We start from the raw sequence: 16,123 nt of genomic DNA, 5'->3' as shown, positions 1-16,123 counted from the left end.
TTTATATAACTATAGCGTGTGAGATTCTAATTCTTTTTTATTGCTACACAGTTAGAGCTATAAAAACGAGAGGCGTAATTGGCTTCTCGCTTTTAAATTATTTTCTAATGGCTTTTGTATGAGTAACCCAAAAACACATTAACGAACCAATAGTAACCAAGACAACACCGTGTAAAAAAGAGTCAGCCAAGGCAACAGATAAGTAAAAAGAAGCAAACATAGTTGAAAAAATAGGGGTGAAATAAGACAAGGTGCCTAAAAGTATAATATTGCCCCCTATAACGGCCTGATTCCACAATGCATAGCCTGAACCAATAACAATACCTGCTGTTAATAATGTAAAGCTTGATTGAGTAGTAAAAGTAAAACTCGGTTCGTTACTCAGCGCATACTGAAGCCATAAGCTGCTCGCTGTTGCAATAAAAAATAACGTAATAGCATTTTTACCGCCACTCATTTTTATAGTTACTGTGCAATAAATAGCCCAAATGATTGCAGCAGAAAAGGCCATTAAATAAGTAAGAGGGTTATCAGCAATATTACTTATTAAACTCGTTACTGAGAGCCCCTGATCCCCGCCAATACACCAAGCAACCCCAAAAAATGCGATTGCGATACTAGGATAAACTAAAAAGCTAACCTTAGAGCGATTGACAATAATTGTTAATAAAATAGTCAGGGCAGGCCATAAGTAATTAATAATAGCCATTTCCATGGCTTGTAGCCGCGTGTTTGCCATTCCCAGCGATAATGCCAAGCATATTTCGTATGTAACAAATAATGAGCCACCGATTATCAAATAAGCTCTAGGGAAGCTTTTTATCTTAGGGGTACCCATAACAACCATTAAAAATAAGGCACTGACACTGTATACTAAAGCAGCGCCTCCGATAGGACTAAACAGCTCAGATAGGTCACGAACAAAAGCAGTTAATGAACTCCAGAGTAAAATAGCCAATACGCCAAAGAGCGTGTATTTATGTTTACTTAAAAAAGGCATAATAAAAAGTCAAAGCGTGATAACAAAACATAGCGAATGTGGCATTTTAAAAACAGGGGGACAAGAGGTGTGCTATAAAATTCGACTAAATAACTATAAATAGTTATTTGGATTAACGGTTAAGTTAATTTTTAGTAAACAAAAGCAGGCTATATTAATAGCCTGCTCTGAGATGATTTATTTACTCAACGCCAATAAAGCCACCGGTTTGATGCGCCCAAAGCGCCGCATAAATGCCACCTTGGGCGATAAGTTCGTTATGACTACCTTGCTCAACAACGCCGCCATCATCCAATACGATGAGTCTGTCCATTTGTGCAATGGTCGATAATCGATGGGCAATGGCAATTACTGTTTTGCCTGCCATTAAATCATCTAAGCTTGCTTGGATAGCGGCTTCGACTTCTGAATCTAATGCGCTGGTGGCTTCATCAAGTATAAGAATGGGAGCGTTTTTAAGCAGTACCCGTGCAATAGCAATCCGCTGACGTTGTCCGCCTGAAAGCGTCACTCCTCGTTCACCTACTTGCGCATCAAAGCCTTTATTGCCTTTGCTGTCTTCTAAATCAAGAATAAAATCAAGGGCTTTGGCTTGTTTGGTGGCATTGAGCATTTCGGCTTCGGTGGCATCAGGTCTGCCGTATAAAATGTTATCTTTTACTGAGCGATGCAGTAGCGAGGTATCTTGAGTAACCATGGCAATATAGCGGCGCAGACTTTCTTGGCTCACATCGGTTATGTTTTGGCCATCAATACTAATACTGCCTTTGTTAGTGTCGTAAAAGCGTAGCAATAAGTTAACCAGTGTTGATTTACCCGCACCAGAGCGACCCACTAAACCAATTTTTTCACCGGGTTTAATGTTTAAGTCTAAACCGTTTATTATGGGGCCGCGATTGTTTTCATTAGCGGCTTTACCATAATTAAAATGGACATTATTAAAGTCGATTGCTCCTTGAGTGACTTTTAAGCTTGTGGCTTGTGGTTTGTCATCAACGGCAATAGGAGTAGAAAGCGTGCGCATGCCGTCGGCCACAGTGCCAATGTTTTCAAACAAGCTGCTAATTTCCCACATGATCCATTGGGCCATGCCATTAAGCCTTAACGATAAACTTAATGCCACGGCAATAGCGCCTGCGCTAATTGCACTTAACGACCATAAATATAAGGATACCGCTGCCACAGAGAACACCAATAAGTAGTTTAAGCTCTGAATAACCACATTAAGGCTTGTAACCAATCGCATTTGTTTATACACAGGCTGTAAAAATACATCCATACTTTGTTTGGCGTATTGCTCTTCGCGTTGGGTATAGGAAAATAATTTGATGGTTGAAATATTTGTATAGCTGTCGACGATACGGCCAGTCATTTCTGAGCGTGCGTCGGCCTGTGAACTGGCAATACTTTTTAACCGGGGTACAAAGTATATTTGTACGCAGATATATAATGCTAACCATACTAATAATGGCAACATCAACCGCCAATCAGAGGCTGCGACTAAAAACACCATTGAGCCAAAATAAACGGCAATGTACATCAGTACATCAAGTAACTTAGTGACAGATTCACGCACTGCCAATGAGGTTTGTAATACTTTTGTAGCTATTCTTCCGGCAAATTCGTTTTGATAAAAGCTAACACTTTGGCGTAGTAAGTAGCGGTGTGCTAACCAGCGTATCGACATAGGGTAATTACCTAATAGCGCTTGATGTAAGATAGCAGATCTAAAAAACACCACTACAGGCATGACAACAAGTAGCATTAGTCCCATTTTTATGAGCGCTGATTGTTGCTGTGAAAAGAGCTCTTCAGGTGTGTATTCGCCAAGCCAGTCAACCAGTTGACCCATATAGCTGAACAAAGAAACTTCTAAAATAGCCAACAACGCGGCGCTTAGTGACATAAGTACCAACGACAGTTCCATGCCCTTTGTGTAATGACGGCAAAATGCAAATAAGGTATTTGGGGGCTGAGTTGGTGAGCGCTCAGGGAACGGTTTAGTCATTCGTTCAAATAATCGATACATATTAGAAGCTTAATTAATTCAAAACAGACTTTACTATATCACTGTCACAGATAAGACGCAGTGAAAATAATATGCTCACATGCCCAGCTAACTAAAGAAGCTTTAAGTTTGTTAATAAAATGTAGTTTAGCCTGAGGTTTTTAACGTTTATCTCAAATGGTTTGCGATTATTATTTTCTACTGTCATGTTGGTGGTATTCATTTTGAGGATAAAACTGCTATGTCTAAACTAGTTAATCAATTGCTTAAGTATGCTCTGCCTACAGCATTATGTTCGATAACACTTAACAGCGTCGCTGTTGAGTCAACACAACAAGCATCATTGCATAAAATTGCACAAGAAATTTCGGCGCAGCGCATTGAGGGTGATATTCAAACACTGGTGGGTTTTGGTACGCGTCATACCTTATCAGAAACTAAGTCTGATACACGTGGTATTGGTGCAGCGAGGCGTTGGATAAAACAAGAATTTGAAGCAATTTCGGCACAGTGCGGTGGCTGCTTAGAAATACTAGAAGTAAAAGAAACCATCTCGGGAGAAAAGCGCATTCCTAACCCCGTTGAAGTCGTTAATATAGTGGCTATTCAGCGCGGCAGTACTGAACCTAATCGTATGGTGATGATGTCGGGTGATATAGACTCACGGGTTAGTGATGTAATGGATTTTACCAGTGATGCGCCAGGTGCAAACGATAACGCCTCAGGGGTTGCCGGTGTTATTGAGGCAGCGCGTGTTTTATCGCAATATAAATTTAATGGCTCAGTGGTGTATGCGGCACTTTCGGGCGAAGAGCAAGGCTTATTTGGCGGTAAAATTTTAACCGCTTATGCGCAAAAAAATAATTGGCAGGTTCATGGTGTTTTAAATAACGACATGATTGGTAATATTACCGGTATTAATGGCGTAACAGATAACACCACTGCACGAATTTTTTCTGAAGGGACGCGTGTGGTTGAAACCAAAGAGCAAGCGCGTACTCGTCGTTTTACGGGTGGCGAAGTTGACTCAGCGAGCCGTAATTTAGCGCGTTACATAGACACCATTGCCGATAAGTACATTGAAAATTTAGACACTATGCTGGTATACAGACTCGACCGATTTGCTCGAGGAGGGCATCATCGCCCGTTTAACGATGCAGGCTTTGCCGCCGTGCGTATAATGGAAACTAACGAGCATTACGACCGTCAACATCAAGACCTACGCACTGAAAATGGCATTGTTTATGGCGATACAATTGAAGGTGTTGATTTTGATTACGCAGCAAAACTCACGTCATTGAATGCGGTGAGCCTAGCGTCAATGGCATGGGCACCAGCGCCACCTAAAGAAGTGAAAATTAGTGGTGCCGTACGCGCCAGTACCACACTTTCTTGGCAACCATCAGATGATAAAAATATTGCCGGTTACAAAATTTACTGGCGCTATACGAGTGAGCCACAATGGCAATACAGCCAATGGGTTGATAATGTAAGCGAGTTTACGCTTAAAAATGTGGTTATTGATAACTACTATTTTGGCGTTGCTAGCGTGAATAAACAGGGTGTTGAATCGCCAGTGGTGTTCCCCGGTGATGTGGGGTCGTTTGATCACAACATAAAATAATCGGTTTGCTTAAAAACCCAGCAAACAGCTGCGAATAAGGTGTTAAGCACGCTATTTATGCTTGCGCCTTATTTGTTATGCCCTTAAAGTGTAAACTAAGAAGTAAAAAGGTTATTAAAATGCAGCAACAAGAACAAAAACCATTAACACCAGAGCAGCAAGCTGAACTTCAGCAACAAGAAATTCAATGGCAGCGCGAATGCTTTCAAAATGCGCAAAAACATTTAGCTGAAAAAGGCATTATGCCAAAAACATTGCTTGAAAAAGAAAGTCGCTTTTTAGCGCCTTTATGCGCGCTATGGAAATTTAAAGCGCAAAACGGTAAAAGCTACTGGGTGATCACCGGTCGTTTACCAACTGATCATGCTGAAGCGTCTGCAGCAAAAGATGCACGCGATGCAATGCGTTATTTTTCACTGCAGTGGCAGTTAAAGGCCGATCAAATTATTACCGCGGGTGCGCGAGATAAAACCCAAGCTGATTTTGCAAATTTACTGATTAACCGTGCACATGGTTTATATGAAATGCATGAAAACGAGCAGCTTTGGGCAAAAGAACCCGCTTAATAAATAAAAGTGAATACATTTAAAAAAACCTAACTTAGTGACCTAAGTTAGGTTTTTTGTTGGAACTTTAATAATTAAGCTCGAAACATAAATAGACCCTAATAAGCGCTATCTACGCGCACTGTATTGTTGGTTAAATAAATAAGACGTACATTATCACCTTGGTGAAAACGCATAGCGGGATCGCTGTCCTGTACCACCATAAATTGTTCACCATTTTCTACTTGTATAAGTAGTTCAACTAATTGAAGGTTTTCATAGCGTTGTGTCTGTTGCTGATTATGCGCAACATTACCACCAATCACTGATCCTAAAATAGTCGCTACCGTGCGACCGCTGCCACCACCAAACTGGTTACCAATAACGCCACCTAATAAGGCACCGCCAAAGGTTTTCCAGCCGTTGCTTTTATCGTGAACCAATTGTTGTTCACTAATGGTGCGCACCGACTTGACCTTACCAAATAGTACTTGCTGCACGGGAACGGCTTTATTGCGCTCATACTTGGCAAAAGTGGGGGCACTAAATATTAATAAAGTGCATAAAAATAAGCTAAGCGTCTTCATGGTTCGCTCCTGTTAGTTACCAACCAAAGGTAGATTTTTCACGGGTTTTACGAATTTCAGTTTCGTCAGCCCATTCAACAAGGCCACTTTGCATATCCATTAAGCGCATTGTAAATTTGTAGTACACATCGGCTTTGTCAGCATTGGATTTAACAATGCTCGATAGGTTACCGTACAGCATATATTGCGCACCAATTTGTTTACCAAAGGCCACCGCAGTGCTTGGATTGATCAGTGCATCTTCATTTTGAAATGTAAGTTGTTCACGAACCGCTTCTACACGGGTCATATCAACAAATCTAAATTTTCCACTGCGAAGTAATTGAGTCGAAATTGAGTCGGTAATTGACTCAGTGTCTATGTGTTCACTGGTTTTGTTTTTAATACGCTCAACAAATACCACAGGGCGTGTATTGGCAGTCATAGTACCAACCACTGGCGAACTGAGCAGTGAGTCGGTCATTTGCGAGGCTACTTTTTGTAGGTCGGTAGAGCCAAAGTTAATATCTGTGGTTTCTACGGCTTGGGCATCACCATAACTAACGACTGCTTTATTAGCACAGCCTGTTAGTGTGAGTGCGGCTAAGCCTAAAATTGCATAGCCAGAGAGTGATTTAAATTGTTTATTGATCATCATGGTTTCCTTAATCTTTAAATTCTTGTGCTTCAGTAGACACTTCTCTTACAGCTAAAGAGAAAGTAACGGCATTAGGGCTAGGCGCGAGTCCTGCAAGCTGAGTTTTAGCAAAGCCAAATAATGTGAGGGCTTGCCACGGCGAGTGGTTGCCTTTAATTACAAAGCCATCTTTATCAAACCAGTTAAATTGATACTGTAAATATTGTGACTTTTTATAGGTACTTGCCAAGGTGACTACTACGTCAGTTAGGTTATTTGTTTGACGAGTTTTTACATCTCTAATTAATAGCTTTTTTGCTAACTGTGGATTGTTAACATTGAGCTGCTCTTTGTAGGCGTTGGTAGTTTGTTCAACTCCAATGCCTGAGGTTACAGGTCGGCTGCTACATGCACTAAGCATAAACAACGCAATAATGGGGAGTATGTATTTCATGATTGCTCCTAAAGTTGCACTACATGGGAGTTAAAATAGTTATTAACAGAGGTTAGGTAGATTAACGTTAACCTTTGCTTACTAACGGTAAAATTTATTGGCGGTTGTGAGCCAACATTTAAGGTATGTTCGCCTGCAGTCACTGCACTGCGGGCAAGGCTAATTTGATTGGGTAAGGTAAGCCAGCTGCGGGTATCGGCTTGCTCAGAAGCAAGATTATATAAGTTTGCTAAAATATTCCCCACATCACCGCCACTGCGGGCAAGCTCAGCGCGCAGCTTTTCTTTCGCCACTAGGCGCAATATTTGCCTCGATACGCGCCCAGCAACTTGCTGCTCTAACGTTTTAGCGGCCAGTGCTTCTAAGTGTACTAACGGGCTTAGTGATAATACATGGTCATTAATTTTGACGTTGTTAACGGTGCTTACATAAGCATTATTTATATAAATGGGCATGACGAGACTATAAAAGCGGGCGTCTCCCTGTGAAGTATAAATGGGTAGTCGCAATTTAAATTCGTGTTGTTTTGGTATCAGGCCTTGTTCGAATAATATAACCACTTCGCCTTGGTTTTTTTCTAAGCTGTTAACTTCACCAAACTGGCGTTTAAATTGGTTATAGTCATCAGTAAAACCTTGTTTTTTAGCTAAGCGCAGTAGATCTTGCTGTAAATATGGATTGTCAGGATAGATTTCGAGCGCTTTTTTATAGTCTATGTAGGCATCATCACCTTGATTAGCAGCTTGATATAGTAAGGCGGATAAATAAAATGTGTACGCATTTTGAAAACCATTTTTAACCGAACGAATTAGGTTATTCATCTCAGGGTAGTGCTGCTGTGCTTGGGCTACGGTTTTGTCTAATTCATCTTGGTTATTGCGCAGTTCATCAACTTGTACTTTATTAGCACGACGAATTTCAACTAACGCGCTTTCAATATCGTGTTTATATACATAATTAAGCGCTTTATAACTATGCAGCATACTCATTTCGTAGGCCGGCGGTGTGTAGCTAATGGCTGAGTCGTTGGTTAACAGTGCATTACTTTGTTCAAGTCCGGCACTTACTTGTATTTTTGCAGCCTGACGCTTAATTTGCATTTGCTGATACACAGTTTCAAAATGAGTTTGTGCGCTCTGTGGGTTGTTAGCTAAATCAGCAATTCGTCCTTGTTCTAATTGGCTTAGCAAATAATTGCTGTGAGCTTTGTTGTTATCTTTTATTAAGCTGCGGGCACGCTCAATATCGTTAGCGGTAATGGCCTGCCTTACGGGGGTGGTTTTAGTGGCATAATCATTAAAAAGATCGTCAAAGCCCATGGTGCTGCAACCACTTATAATAAAGCAAAGACTAAAAATTAAAATGTGGCGCACACGCACTCCTTTTATCTATTTTATAAGGTTAACACATGGCTTATAAATGTAGGTGTGAAAGATTGTAAAAAAGCGTAGTGTATAAACATAGAACAAAAACCCTTAATAAAAACTTTATCATTTAAAAAATAACCATGGTAACGTTTACAACATTGGGCGTTAATTTAATCGGTATATAAATACGGTACATATTTATCAATACGTTAGGGATTAATTTGAAAGCAACACTGTTTACTATTATCGCCTTAGTTGCCTTTGCTGCAAATTCGTTATTATGTCGGTTAGCGTTGGCGCAAGGCTACATTGATGCGTGGAATTTTACCGTTATTAGGTTACTGAGCGGGGCAGTGTGTTTGACCATTATTATGCTGCTCTACACTAGGCAGTTAAATAAAAAAGCGCAGTTAAGTAATCCTATTATTAACGATACTGGCAGTTGGCGAAGCAGTGCTAGCTTATTGATATATGCGCTGTGTTTTTCTGTTGCTTATATCGAGCTTGATACCGGCATGGGGGCGCTTATTTTATTCTCGGCGGTGCAATTTACAATGATTGGCTGGGGCATATATAAACAAGAGCGTTTAAGTGCTGTGCAATGGCTTGCATTTATAGTGGCGTTTGCGGCATTTGTTTACTTAATGCTGCCCTCACAGACAGCACCACCGCTGATGGCTGCATTATTAATGAGTATAAGTGGCATTGCGTGGGGAATTTACAGTATTCGTGGCAAGGCGTGTGTGTCGCCGCTAAGAGCCACTACCTTTAATTTTATCCGTAGTTTATTAGTGCTGCCTATTTTAATTGTGGTGGGAATGAGCCAGCTTAAAAATATACGTATCGAAGGAGCGTTACTTGCAATAGCCTCAGGTGCCATCGCATCTGGCGTAGGTTACAGTATTTGGTATGTGGCTTTGCCACTATTAAAGAGCACGCATGCAGCCATAGTGCAGTTATGCGTGCCCGTTCTGGCGGCTATTGCAGGGGCAGTATTTTTATCAGAGACATTAACTGTACAATTTATGCTCACTAGCAGTATCATTTTACTAGCGGTATTGGTTTTTACTTTAAATAAAAAGACTAAAACTGCTTAGCTGGTGGACTTACATTGATCACAAAGCGTTCATACAATGCAGGTAAGTGGGTTAAAATAGCGTCTTTACCTAATAAATCACTGTGCTTAATGCAGTCGTGCAACACTTCTGGCGTAAGGTGACGAATAAGCTGCGTTGATTGCGCTATGTGGCTAATATGCCAAAGCTCAGGAGCTACCCCGCCCAAGTCGTGCTGGTAAGGTCGATAAAACCCAAATTCTGCTAGATGAGTGTCTAGCCATTGGCTTAGTTTAGCAAAAGGCCCACCTTGCTGATATTCATCAGGGCTCAGCTGTAACACATAATCGTTACTCACTGCGCCTCTGTCGTAAATGTCTAAATCAGTCCCTAAGTGATGGCGACTGGCCCCCGGAAGCGCCGAATAAAGCATAATGGCAATGCATTTATCGATATCACTGAGCGAACTAATATCAACGATTTCTTGTGCTTTGTTTAATACCGGCCGCTTAGCGGAAAATTTAGCATTCCAAATTGCTGATTGGCGCGTAAAATCCCGAAAGCTTGATGCAATACATAAATCAAAACCTGCTGAAGTAGCCGCAGTTTGCAGTGCAATGAAATCATTGACAATGTTGGCATGCAAATAATGGTTTTGTATGGCAACCAAATGCGCATCACTTTGGCCTGTAATGCATTGAGTGAGTTCTTTATTTACAGTCATTAGGTTAATAGTTGCTCTAATATTTGTTCATAAATATCGGTCAGCGCGATTAGATCGTCGGTGCTCACACATTCGTCCACTTTATGAATAGTGGCATTACGTGGCCCTAATTCAATAACTTTAGCACCCGTTTGGGCAATAAAACGACCATCTGAGGTGCCGCCCGTAGTTTCTAATTGAGTGATTAACCCAGTAACCGATTTAATTGCTGCGACTGTAGCATCAACTAATGGGCCGTGATCGGTTAAAAACGGCAAGCCATTCACAATCCAATTGAGCTCATAATTTAAATTGTGTTTTTGTAAAATGGCATTTACTTTTTGTTGCAGTTGTTGATGGGTAACTTCGGTACTAAATCGAAAGTTAAATTGTACCTCAAGCTCACCGGGGATCACATTACCAGCCCCTGTGCCACCATTAATATTAGAGATTTGAAAGCTGGTGGCTGGAAAAAAGTCATTACCCATATCCCACACAGTTTGGCTTAACTCGGTTAAAGCTGGCATGGCTAAATGAATTGGGTTTTGTGCTAAATGTGGATACGCCACATGACCTTGCACGCCTTTTATAGTTAAAAACCCCGTTAGTGAACCACGGCGGCCATTTTTAACCACATCACCGAGTACATCGCGAGAAGAGGGTTCACCTACAAGGCACATATCTATTTTTTCACCGCGCTCCTCTAAAGTATCAATAACGCGGGTAGTGCCGTTAATAAAAGGGCCTTCTTCATCTGAGGTAATTAAAAACGAAATGGAACCTTTGTGATCTGGATGCTTAGATACAAATCGTTCGGTGGCCACAACCATGGCTGCGAGTGAGCCTTTCATGTCGGCAGCGCCACGGCCATGCAATAAGCCGTCTTCAATTAGGCCTGTAAAAGGCGGATGCTGCCAGTTTTTTTCAGGCCCTGTGGGCACCACATCGGTATGACCGGCAAAACAAAAATGCGGTGACTGCGTGCCTTTGCGTGCCCACGTATTGAGTGTGTCGGTAAAAAATAGCGATTCAATATCAAAGCCAATGGCGCTTAGGCGTTCATTCATCATATGTTGGCAGCCTGCATCTTCAGGGGTCACTGACTCTCGCTGAATTAAGGCTTGGGCTAGGCTAATTACTGGGTGGGTCATTATTTAAAAATCTCATCGTATTGGGCTGCTTTAAAGCCTAAGTGATATTGCCCGTTATTAACAAGTACAGGGCGTTTGATCATCGCCGGTTGTTCAACGAGTAAATCTATAGCGGTTTGTTTAGTCAAGCTTTGTTTTTGCTCATCAGTGAGCGCTCTATAAGTTGTGCCACGTTTATTAACCAATTGTTCCCAATCAATATGTTCTGCAAAGTCGCTTACCATGTCGTTATTAACGCCGTCTTTGCGGTAGTCATGGAAAGTGAATGCGATGTCGTTATCGCTTAGGTATTTTTTTGCTTTTTTAATTGTATCGCAGTTGCTAATGCCATAGAGAGTGATCATAAATCTACTTCTTTTTAATAATAGTTAATAAGGTATCTACACCGGCATTAACTTGCGGGTGAGAATAATGAAAAGTGCCTAAATTATGGCCATTGAGAATTATAAGGCTGGCTAAAATAGGCGAGTCGAGCTCACGTAAATCAAAATAAGCAAGGCGTTGGCCTTTGGTTATTTTACTGCCGTTAAGCTGAGCAATATGAGTATGCGTAAGTGTTTGTGAATCGGGCACCGCTAGGTTTATTAATACTTTTAAGCCGTTATTGGCTTTTAAAATAAATTCACAACCGGCACTTTTTACCTGCAGTAAGGTGCCATTGAAGGGCGCTAATACTTTATGACTCGATAAGCTAACAACAATACCCGGGCCGAGTGTGCCAAAACGAAAAAAGGGTTGTGGATGCTCTTCCATTGGCATCACTTTACCACTGAACGGACTCGTGATTTGTATCGCGTTTCGGCCAATTTTATTTTTAGTTAAATAGCTAACGTCTTCAGATTTCATTATTTATTGAGTTACCACGTTGTAGCCATCGGCTTTAAGGGCTGTAATTGCTTTGGTGACCGTTTGTTTTTTTACTAAAATATAGTCGGTATCGTAGGTCGATATCGAAAAAATGGACACGCCGGCTCTGGCTAATACGCCTGACAGGTTTGCCATAATGCCAGTTAACGAAAACCCTAAAGGACCTATTACTTCCAGTGCTTGCCAATTAGATTCAGTGTCTTGGCTATCAATAATAAAGTCGACAGGGCAAACAACTGACAATTCATCATGCGTTTTTGAGATAAAAAATAACGGTTGCTTTAACAGCGCAGGCGGTATGTCAGCATCAAGGGCTAAACTATGAATAGATAACACGGTGCTGTGTAATTGTAATGTTTGTTTTGACATTAAACGTATCGCCAGCAGCAAAATAATAGCTTTATAGTATAGAGTATTGAAGTTAAATTAAAGGCTCAAGTTTAGGCAGTGCTATATTTTTATTAGCTAAAAAATAATTGTCCACAATTTCTGTGGATAAGCTTGGGGGTTGTGAGGTATAAATAGCCTAACCAGTTAATTATTAAATAAAAAATGGCTAGGCTATAAAAAGGGCATGTTAATTACAGGACTTAATTAAGCGCTTCTACTTGCGCCGCCTGAATGGCTGTTAAAGCAATGGTATACACAATATCGTCAACTAATGCGCCACGGCTTAAGTCGTTAACAGGTTTGCGCATCCCTTGTAACATAGGACCAATACTGATCAAATCGGCACTTCGTTGCACTGCTTTGTAGGTGGTATTACCCGTATTTAAATCAGGGAAAATAAACACGGTTGCTTTACCGGCAACCGGGCTATCTGGCGCTTTTTTAATAGCTACACTTTCCATAATGGCCGCATCGTATTGCAATGGCCCATCGATAATGAGATCAGGACGCTTTTGTTGGGCAATTTTTGTTGCTTCGCGGACTTTTTCTACATCAGCGCCACTGCCCGAATTACCAGTGCTGTAACTTATCATCGCTACACGCGGCTCTATACCAAATGCGGTTGCAGAGTCGGCAGATTGAATTGCAATGTCGGCTAGTTGTTCAGCATTAGGATCAGGGTTAATAGCACAGTCACCATAAACCAGTACCTGATCAGGAAGCAACATAAAAAACACTGATGAGACTAATGATGAACCCGGCGCGGTTTTAATCAACTGTAACGGCGGACGAATGGTATTAGCCGTGGTATTGACTGCCCCTGAAACCAGCCCATCTACTTTTCCTTGCTCTAGCATCATGGTGCCCAGTACCACGTTATCTTGCAGTTGTTCCTTTGCAATAACATCAGTTAAGCCTTTGTTTTTACGAATTTCGACCATAGGTGCTACGTAGTCATTAATAATACTACTTGGCTCTATTACAGTCACATGCTCGTTCAGTTCAATCCCTTGTTGCTCCGCGATTCGAAATATTTCATCGCGATCGCCAAGTAAAATTGTTTTAGCAATGCCGCGCTGGCCACAAATAGCAGCGGCTTTAATGGTTCTAGGCTCGTTACCCTCAGGCAGTACAATCGTTTTATCTGCTTTACGGGCTTTATCGGTTAATAAATACCTAAAGGCCGGCGGGGATAACTTACGCGTTTTCCCGACACTTTTTGCTAATGTGTCCAGCCAATCAGAATCGATATGTGCAGCGTTATGATCTTTTACTTTTTCTATGCGCTGCTCATCGTCACTAGGCACTTCTAGGTTAAAGTTATGCAGCAATAAAGAGGTGCGCCAGGTATCTCCTTCGGTTGCCAAAATTGGTAGACCAGTTTGCATAGCTTGTTCACATAGCGCCATAATACGTGGCTCGGGTTCAAATCCGCCGGTAAGTAAAATAGCTCCCAGTTTAGTGCCATTCATGGCCGATAAGCAGGCGGCGACTAATATATCTGAGCGATCACCAGGGGTCACCAACAATGCACCAGGAGTAAAATAGTTTAAAATATTTGACACTGTGCGAGCACAAAAGGTGATTCGACGAAGGCGACGATGCACCATGTCACCTTCGTTAATAATTGTGGCTTTTAAATAAGCACTTAAATCTTTAACACGCGGGGCAACCAGTTCAAAATCCCACGGAATAGCGCCGAGTAACATAAACGGATTTTTTCTAAAAATAGGCAAAGAGGCTAAGCGGTTTAGTTCGTTATCAAGCGCTTCAGGTTTAAAGGTATCGACCAAGTCGGCACGAGCACGACCTTCTTCATCAAGGGGAGCATTCACTTTATTAAAAATACATCCGAGTACGCGAGGGTGATTGATCCCGCCATAATTGCCAGCGGCTATTTCAAGGCGATCTTCAATTTGTGTAATACTGTAATTTCCTGGTGTAAGTACAAAGACAATGTCGGCTCCCAAGGTTTGTGCAATTTCACGATTGACTCTACCCGCATATGGTTGGCGACGAGTAGGCACCATGCCTTCGATTATGGCCACTTCGTCATCGTTTATTTTACTTTGGAAACGCTCAACAATTTCTTCTAAAAGATCTTCGCCTTTACCATCGCCAATCATTTGCTCGGCGTAATCCAGCGCAAATGACGTGGGTGGATCAATAGGTGAGCCTTGGGTAACAATTTGTGTTGACTTTTCTGGGCCTGTTTCACCCGCCCGTGGTTGGGCTATAGGTTTAAAAAAATTAACTTTAACAGTTTTTTGTTCCAGCGCCCTTACCAAACCCACCGATACTGAGGTTAAACCAACCCCAGTAGATATGGGTATTAACATAATACGACGAGCCATATTATAACTCCTTGGTGATGTTTGCGGCATCAAGTGCGATCACCCATTCTTCGTTAGTGGGCATAACAACCGCTTTGCTACGTGAATCTGTTGTGCTAATTAATCCAGCTTGGCCAAAACGTGCATCAAGGTTTGCTTGTGGATCTAAATGTATCCCTAAAAAGCTCAGCTGACTGAGCACTTTTTCACGAATAATATCGGAATTTTCACCAATTCCACCGGTAAAAATAAGTGCATCTAGTTGTTGAAGTGGAACCATATAAGCGGCAATTTGTTTTGCTAGGCGATAACAGAACATATTGAGTGCCAGCAGAGCTTGTTGATTACCTGCCATGGCCGCTTCTTCGATAGTACGACAATCGTTAGACAGTTCGCTTATTCCTAATAAGCCACTTTTTTGGTTGAGTAAGTCATCTATTTGCTGAGCAGTGTAATCGAGCTGTGTAGTTAAAAAGTTAAATAGGCCAGGATCAATATCGCCGCAACGCGTCCCCATAATAAGCCCTTCCAGTGGTGTTAACCCCATGCTGGTATCGACACTTTTACCATTTTTAATTGCACACACTGAACAGCCATTACCTAAGTGGGCGCTAATAAAATTACTTTTTTCTATCTCAAGTGTTAACAAGGTTGCGGTTTGGCCTGCTACGTAATAATGGCTAGTGCCATGAAATCCGTAACGCCTAATTCCAACGTCTCGGTAAAGCTGATAAGGAAGTGCGTAAAGGTAAGCGACTTCATCCATGGTTTGATGAAATGCGGTATCAAATACGGCTACTTGCGGTAAGTTTTTAAATGATGCTTGCGCTGATGATATTCCGAGTAGGTTAGCGTGGCCGTGCAAAGGTGCTAACGTAGCTGCTTGCGTGATACCTGCAATGACGTTCTCGTCGATTAATACTGATTGGGTAAAATGCTCGCCGCCGTGCACAACACGATGACCAACTGCAACCAGTTGCTCATCAAGGTTGTGATCTTTTATTAAATCAACCAGCGTATTAATTGCATGCGCGTGTGCCTGATTAGCAGAGAGTTTTATGGTGGTTTTTTCTCCCTTAAATTTATATTTTATTGAGGGAGCATCTGCACCCAGGCGCTCAGCTAAACCTGAAATAATGTCGTTTCCTGTGTTTGCATCAATAATTGCAAACTTTAAACTTGAGCTTCCACAATTAAGTACCAAAACATGGTTTGGTTTTTTTGGGAGAGTTGGCATAGATTCATTTTCCATTTAAATATTAATCGGTACACTTGGTTGATAAATAAGCATTGTAGGCTTAAATGGGTATAGACTAAAGTGTAGTTGATTTTATTGAAAGGCCTTTATGGAATTCATCTAATAATTTATGCTTTTTGTGTGATTTAATAGTGAAATTAAGCATTTTTACCGATAAAGTTAGAG

Annotated in this window: 16 protein-coding genes; 3 read left to right on the top strand and 13 right to left on the bottom strand. The window is 41.4% G+C overall.

Features of this window, described 5'->3' with window-relative positions; translation table 11 throughout:
* Positions 1-97: 97 nt before the first annotated feature.
* On the bottom strand, positions 98-1,000 hold the full coding sequence (gene yddG, locus KG708_RS04675) for an aromatic amino acid DMT transporter YddG (protein WP_213608312.1): 903 nt from the start codon (positions 998-1,000) through the stop codon (positions 98-100).
* A 181-nt stretch (positions 1,001-1,181) separates the two neighbouring features.
* On the bottom strand, positions 1,182-3,029 hold the full coding sequence (locus tag KG708_RS04670) for an ABC transporter ATP-binding protein (RefSeq protein ID WP_213608311.1): 1,848 nt from the start codon (positions 3,027-3,029) through the stop codon (positions 1,182-1,184).
* Between the two features lie 220 nt (positions 3,030-3,249).
* On the opposite strand from KG708_RS04670, the gene KG708_RS04665 reads away from it, so the two are divergent.
* Entirely contained in the window at positions 3,250-4,632 is a 1,383-nt protein-coding gene (locus KG708_RS04665; RefSeq protein WP_213608310.1) for a M28 family metallopeptidase, read from the top strand.
* A gap of 119 nt (positions 4,633-4,751) precedes the next feature.
* Positions 4,752-5,198: a DUF4826 family protein gene (locus tag KG708_RS04660; protein WP_008110031.1), complete on the top strand. Its 447-nt coding sequence runs from the start codon at positions 4,752-4,754 to the stop codon at positions 5,196-5,198.
* 98 nt (positions 5,199-5,296) lie between these two features.
* Here the strand turns inward: KG708_RS04660 and KG708_RS04655 are convergent, their stop codons facing one another.
* From KG708_RS04655 to KG708_RS04640, 4 genes are read right to left on the bottom strand one after another with little or no spacing between them, the layout of a single operon-like run.
* Entirely contained in the window at positions 5,297-5,764 is a 468-nt protein-coding gene (locus tag KG708_RS04655; protein ID WP_213608309.1) for a glycine zipper 2TM domain-containing protein, read from the bottom strand.
* Positions 5,765-5,780: 16 nt separating this feature from the next.
* On the bottom strand, positions 5,781-6,401 hold the full coding sequence (gene lpoB / locus KG708_RS04650; RefSeq protein WP_013464781.1) for a penicillin-binding protein activator LpoB: 621 nt from the start codon (positions 6,399-6,401) through the stop codon (positions 5,781-5,783).
* A gap of 7 nt (positions 6,402-6,408) precedes the next feature.
* On the bottom strand, positions 6,409-6,834 hold the full coding sequence (locus KG708_RS04645; protein WP_213608308.1) for a YcfL family protein: 426 nt from the start codon (positions 6,832-6,834) through the stop codon (positions 6,409-6,411).
* A gap of 8 nt (positions 6,835-6,842) precedes the next feature.
* Positions 6,843-8,207: an adenine DNA methylase gene (locus tag KG708_RS04640; protein ID WP_213608307.1), complete on the bottom strand. Its 1,365-nt coding sequence runs from the start codon at positions 8,205-8,207 to the stop codon at positions 6,843-6,845.
* 215 nt (positions 8,208-8,422) lie between these two features.
* Here KG708_RS04640 and KG708_RS04635 point away from each other — a divergent pair, with 215 nt between their 5' ends.
* A complete protein-coding gene (locus KG708_RS04635; protein ID WP_213608306.1) occupies positions 8,423-9,298 on the top strand; it encodes a DMT family transporter in 876 nt (291 codons plus the stop codon).
* Here KG708_RS04635 and KG708_RS04630 read toward each other — a convergent pair.
* The 7 genes from KG708_RS04630 to KG708_RS04600 all read right to left on the bottom strand — a co-directional run bounded on the left by KG708_RS04630 (position 9,285) and on the right by KG708_RS04600 (position 15,937).
* Entirely contained in the window at positions 9,285-9,980 is a 696-nt protein-coding gene (locus KG708_RS04630; protein WP_213608305.1) for a M15 family metallopeptidase, read from the bottom strand. The genes KG708_RS04635 and KG708_RS04630 overlap by 14 nt on opposite strands.
* Positions 9,980-11,110: a succinyl-diaminopimelate desuccinylase gene (gene dapE, locus KG708_RS04625; RefSeq protein WP_213608304.1), complete on the bottom strand. Its 1,131-nt coding sequence runs from the start codon at positions 11,108-11,110 to the stop codon at positions 9,980-9,982. Before dapE ends, KG708_RS04630 begins: the two co-directional genes overlap by 1 nt.
* The gene (locus KG708_RS04620) at positions 11,110-11,454 is read right to left on the bottom strand and encodes an ArsC family reductase (RefSeq protein ID WP_013464787.1); all 345 of its coding nucleotides are present in this window, start codon (positions 11,452-11,454) and stop codon (positions 11,110-11,112) included. Before KG708_RS04620 ends, dapE begins: the two co-directional genes overlap by 1 nt.
* A 4-nt stretch (positions 11,455-11,458) precedes the next feature.
* On the bottom strand, positions 11,459-11,956 hold the full coding sequence (locus tag KG708_RS04615) for a PTS glucose transporter subunit IIA (protein WP_013464788.1): 498 nt from the start codon (positions 11,954-11,956) through the stop codon (positions 11,459-11,461).
* A 3-nt stretch (positions 11,957-11,959) separates the two neighbouring features.
* Positions 11,960-12,346 (bottom strand): ACT domain-containing protein, encoded by a 387-nt coding sequence (locus tag KG708_RS04610; RefSeq protein ID WP_029609972.1) that lies wholly within the window; start codon positions 12,344-12,346, stop codon positions 11,960-11,962.
* Positions 12,347-12,567: 221 nt separating this feature from the next.
* Entirely contained in the window at positions 12,568-14,721 is a 2,154-nt protein-coding gene (gene pta / locus KG708_RS04605; protein WP_213608303.1) for a phosphate acetyltransferase, read from the bottom strand.
* A gap of 1 nt (position 14,722) precedes the next feature.
* The gene (locus KG708_RS04600) at positions 14,723-15,937 is read right to left on the bottom strand and encodes an acetate kinase (protein ID WP_213608302.1); all 1,215 of its coding nucleotides are present in this window, start codon (positions 15,935-15,937) and stop codon (positions 14,723-14,725) included.
* Between the last annotated feature and the right edge of the window lie 186 nt (positions 15,938-16,123).

The organism is Pseudoalteromonas sp., from assembly GCF_018402495.1.
GTDB lineage: Bacteria > Pseudomonadota > Gammaproteobacteria > Enterobacterales > Alteromonadaceae > Pseudoalteromonas.
The sequence above is the reverse complement of the archived record's forward strand: the minus strand, read 5'-3'. Positions and strand labels throughout refer to the sequence as shown.

Coding starts and splice junctions, on each gene's coding strand:
- yddG (WP_213608312.1), bottom strand. CDS start 1,000: ATGCCTTTTTTAAGTAAACATAAATACACGCTCTTTGGCGTATTGGCT.
- KG708_RS04670 (WP_213608311.1), bottom strand. CDS start 3,029: ATGTATCGATTATTTGAACGAATGACTAAACCGTTCCCTGAGCGCTCA.
- KG708_RS04665 (WP_213608310.1), top strand. CDS start 3,250: ATGTCTAAACTAGTTAATCAATTGCTTAAGTATGCTCTGCCTACAGCA.
- KG708_RS04660 (WP_008110031.1), top strand. CDS start 4,752: ATGCAGCAACAAGAACAAAAACCATTAACACCAGAGCAGCAAGCTGAA.
- KG708_RS04655 (WP_213608309.1), bottom strand. CDS start 5,764: ATGAAGACGCTTAGCTTATTTTTATGCACTTTATTAATATTTAGTGCC.
- lpoB (WP_013464781.1), bottom strand. CDS start 6,401: ATGATGATCAATAAACAATTTAAATCACTCTCTGGCTATGCAATTTTA.
- KG708_RS04645 (WP_213608308.1), bottom strand. CDS start 6,834: ATGAAATACATACTCCCCATTATTGCGTTGTTTATGCTTAGTGCATGT.
- KG708_RS04630 (WP_213608305.1), bottom strand. CDS start 9,980: ATGACTGTAAATAAAGAACTCACTCAATGCATTACAGGCCAAAGTGAT.
- dapE (WP_213608304.1), bottom strand. CDS start 11,110: ATGACCCACCCAGTAATTAGCCTAGCCCAAGCCTTAATTCAGCGAGAG.
- KG708_RS04620 (WP_013464787.1), bottom strand. CDS start 11,454: ATGATCACTCTCTATGGCATTAGCAACTGCGATACAATTAAAAAAGCA.
- KG708_RS04615 (WP_013464788.1), bottom strand. CDS start 11,956: ATGAAATCTGAAGACGTTAGCTATTTAACTAAAAATAAAATTGGCCGA.
- KG708_RS04610 (WP_029609972.1), bottom strand. CDS start 12,346: ATGTCAAAACAAACATTACAATTACACAGCACCGTGTTATCTATTCAT.
- pta (WP_213608303.1), bottom strand. CDS start 14,721: ATGGCTCGTCGTATTATGTTAATACCCATATCTACTGGGGTTGGTTTA.
- KG708_RS04600 (WP_213608302.1), bottom strand. CDS start 15,937: ATGCCAACTCTCCCAAAAAAACCAAACCATGTTTTGGTACTTAATTGT.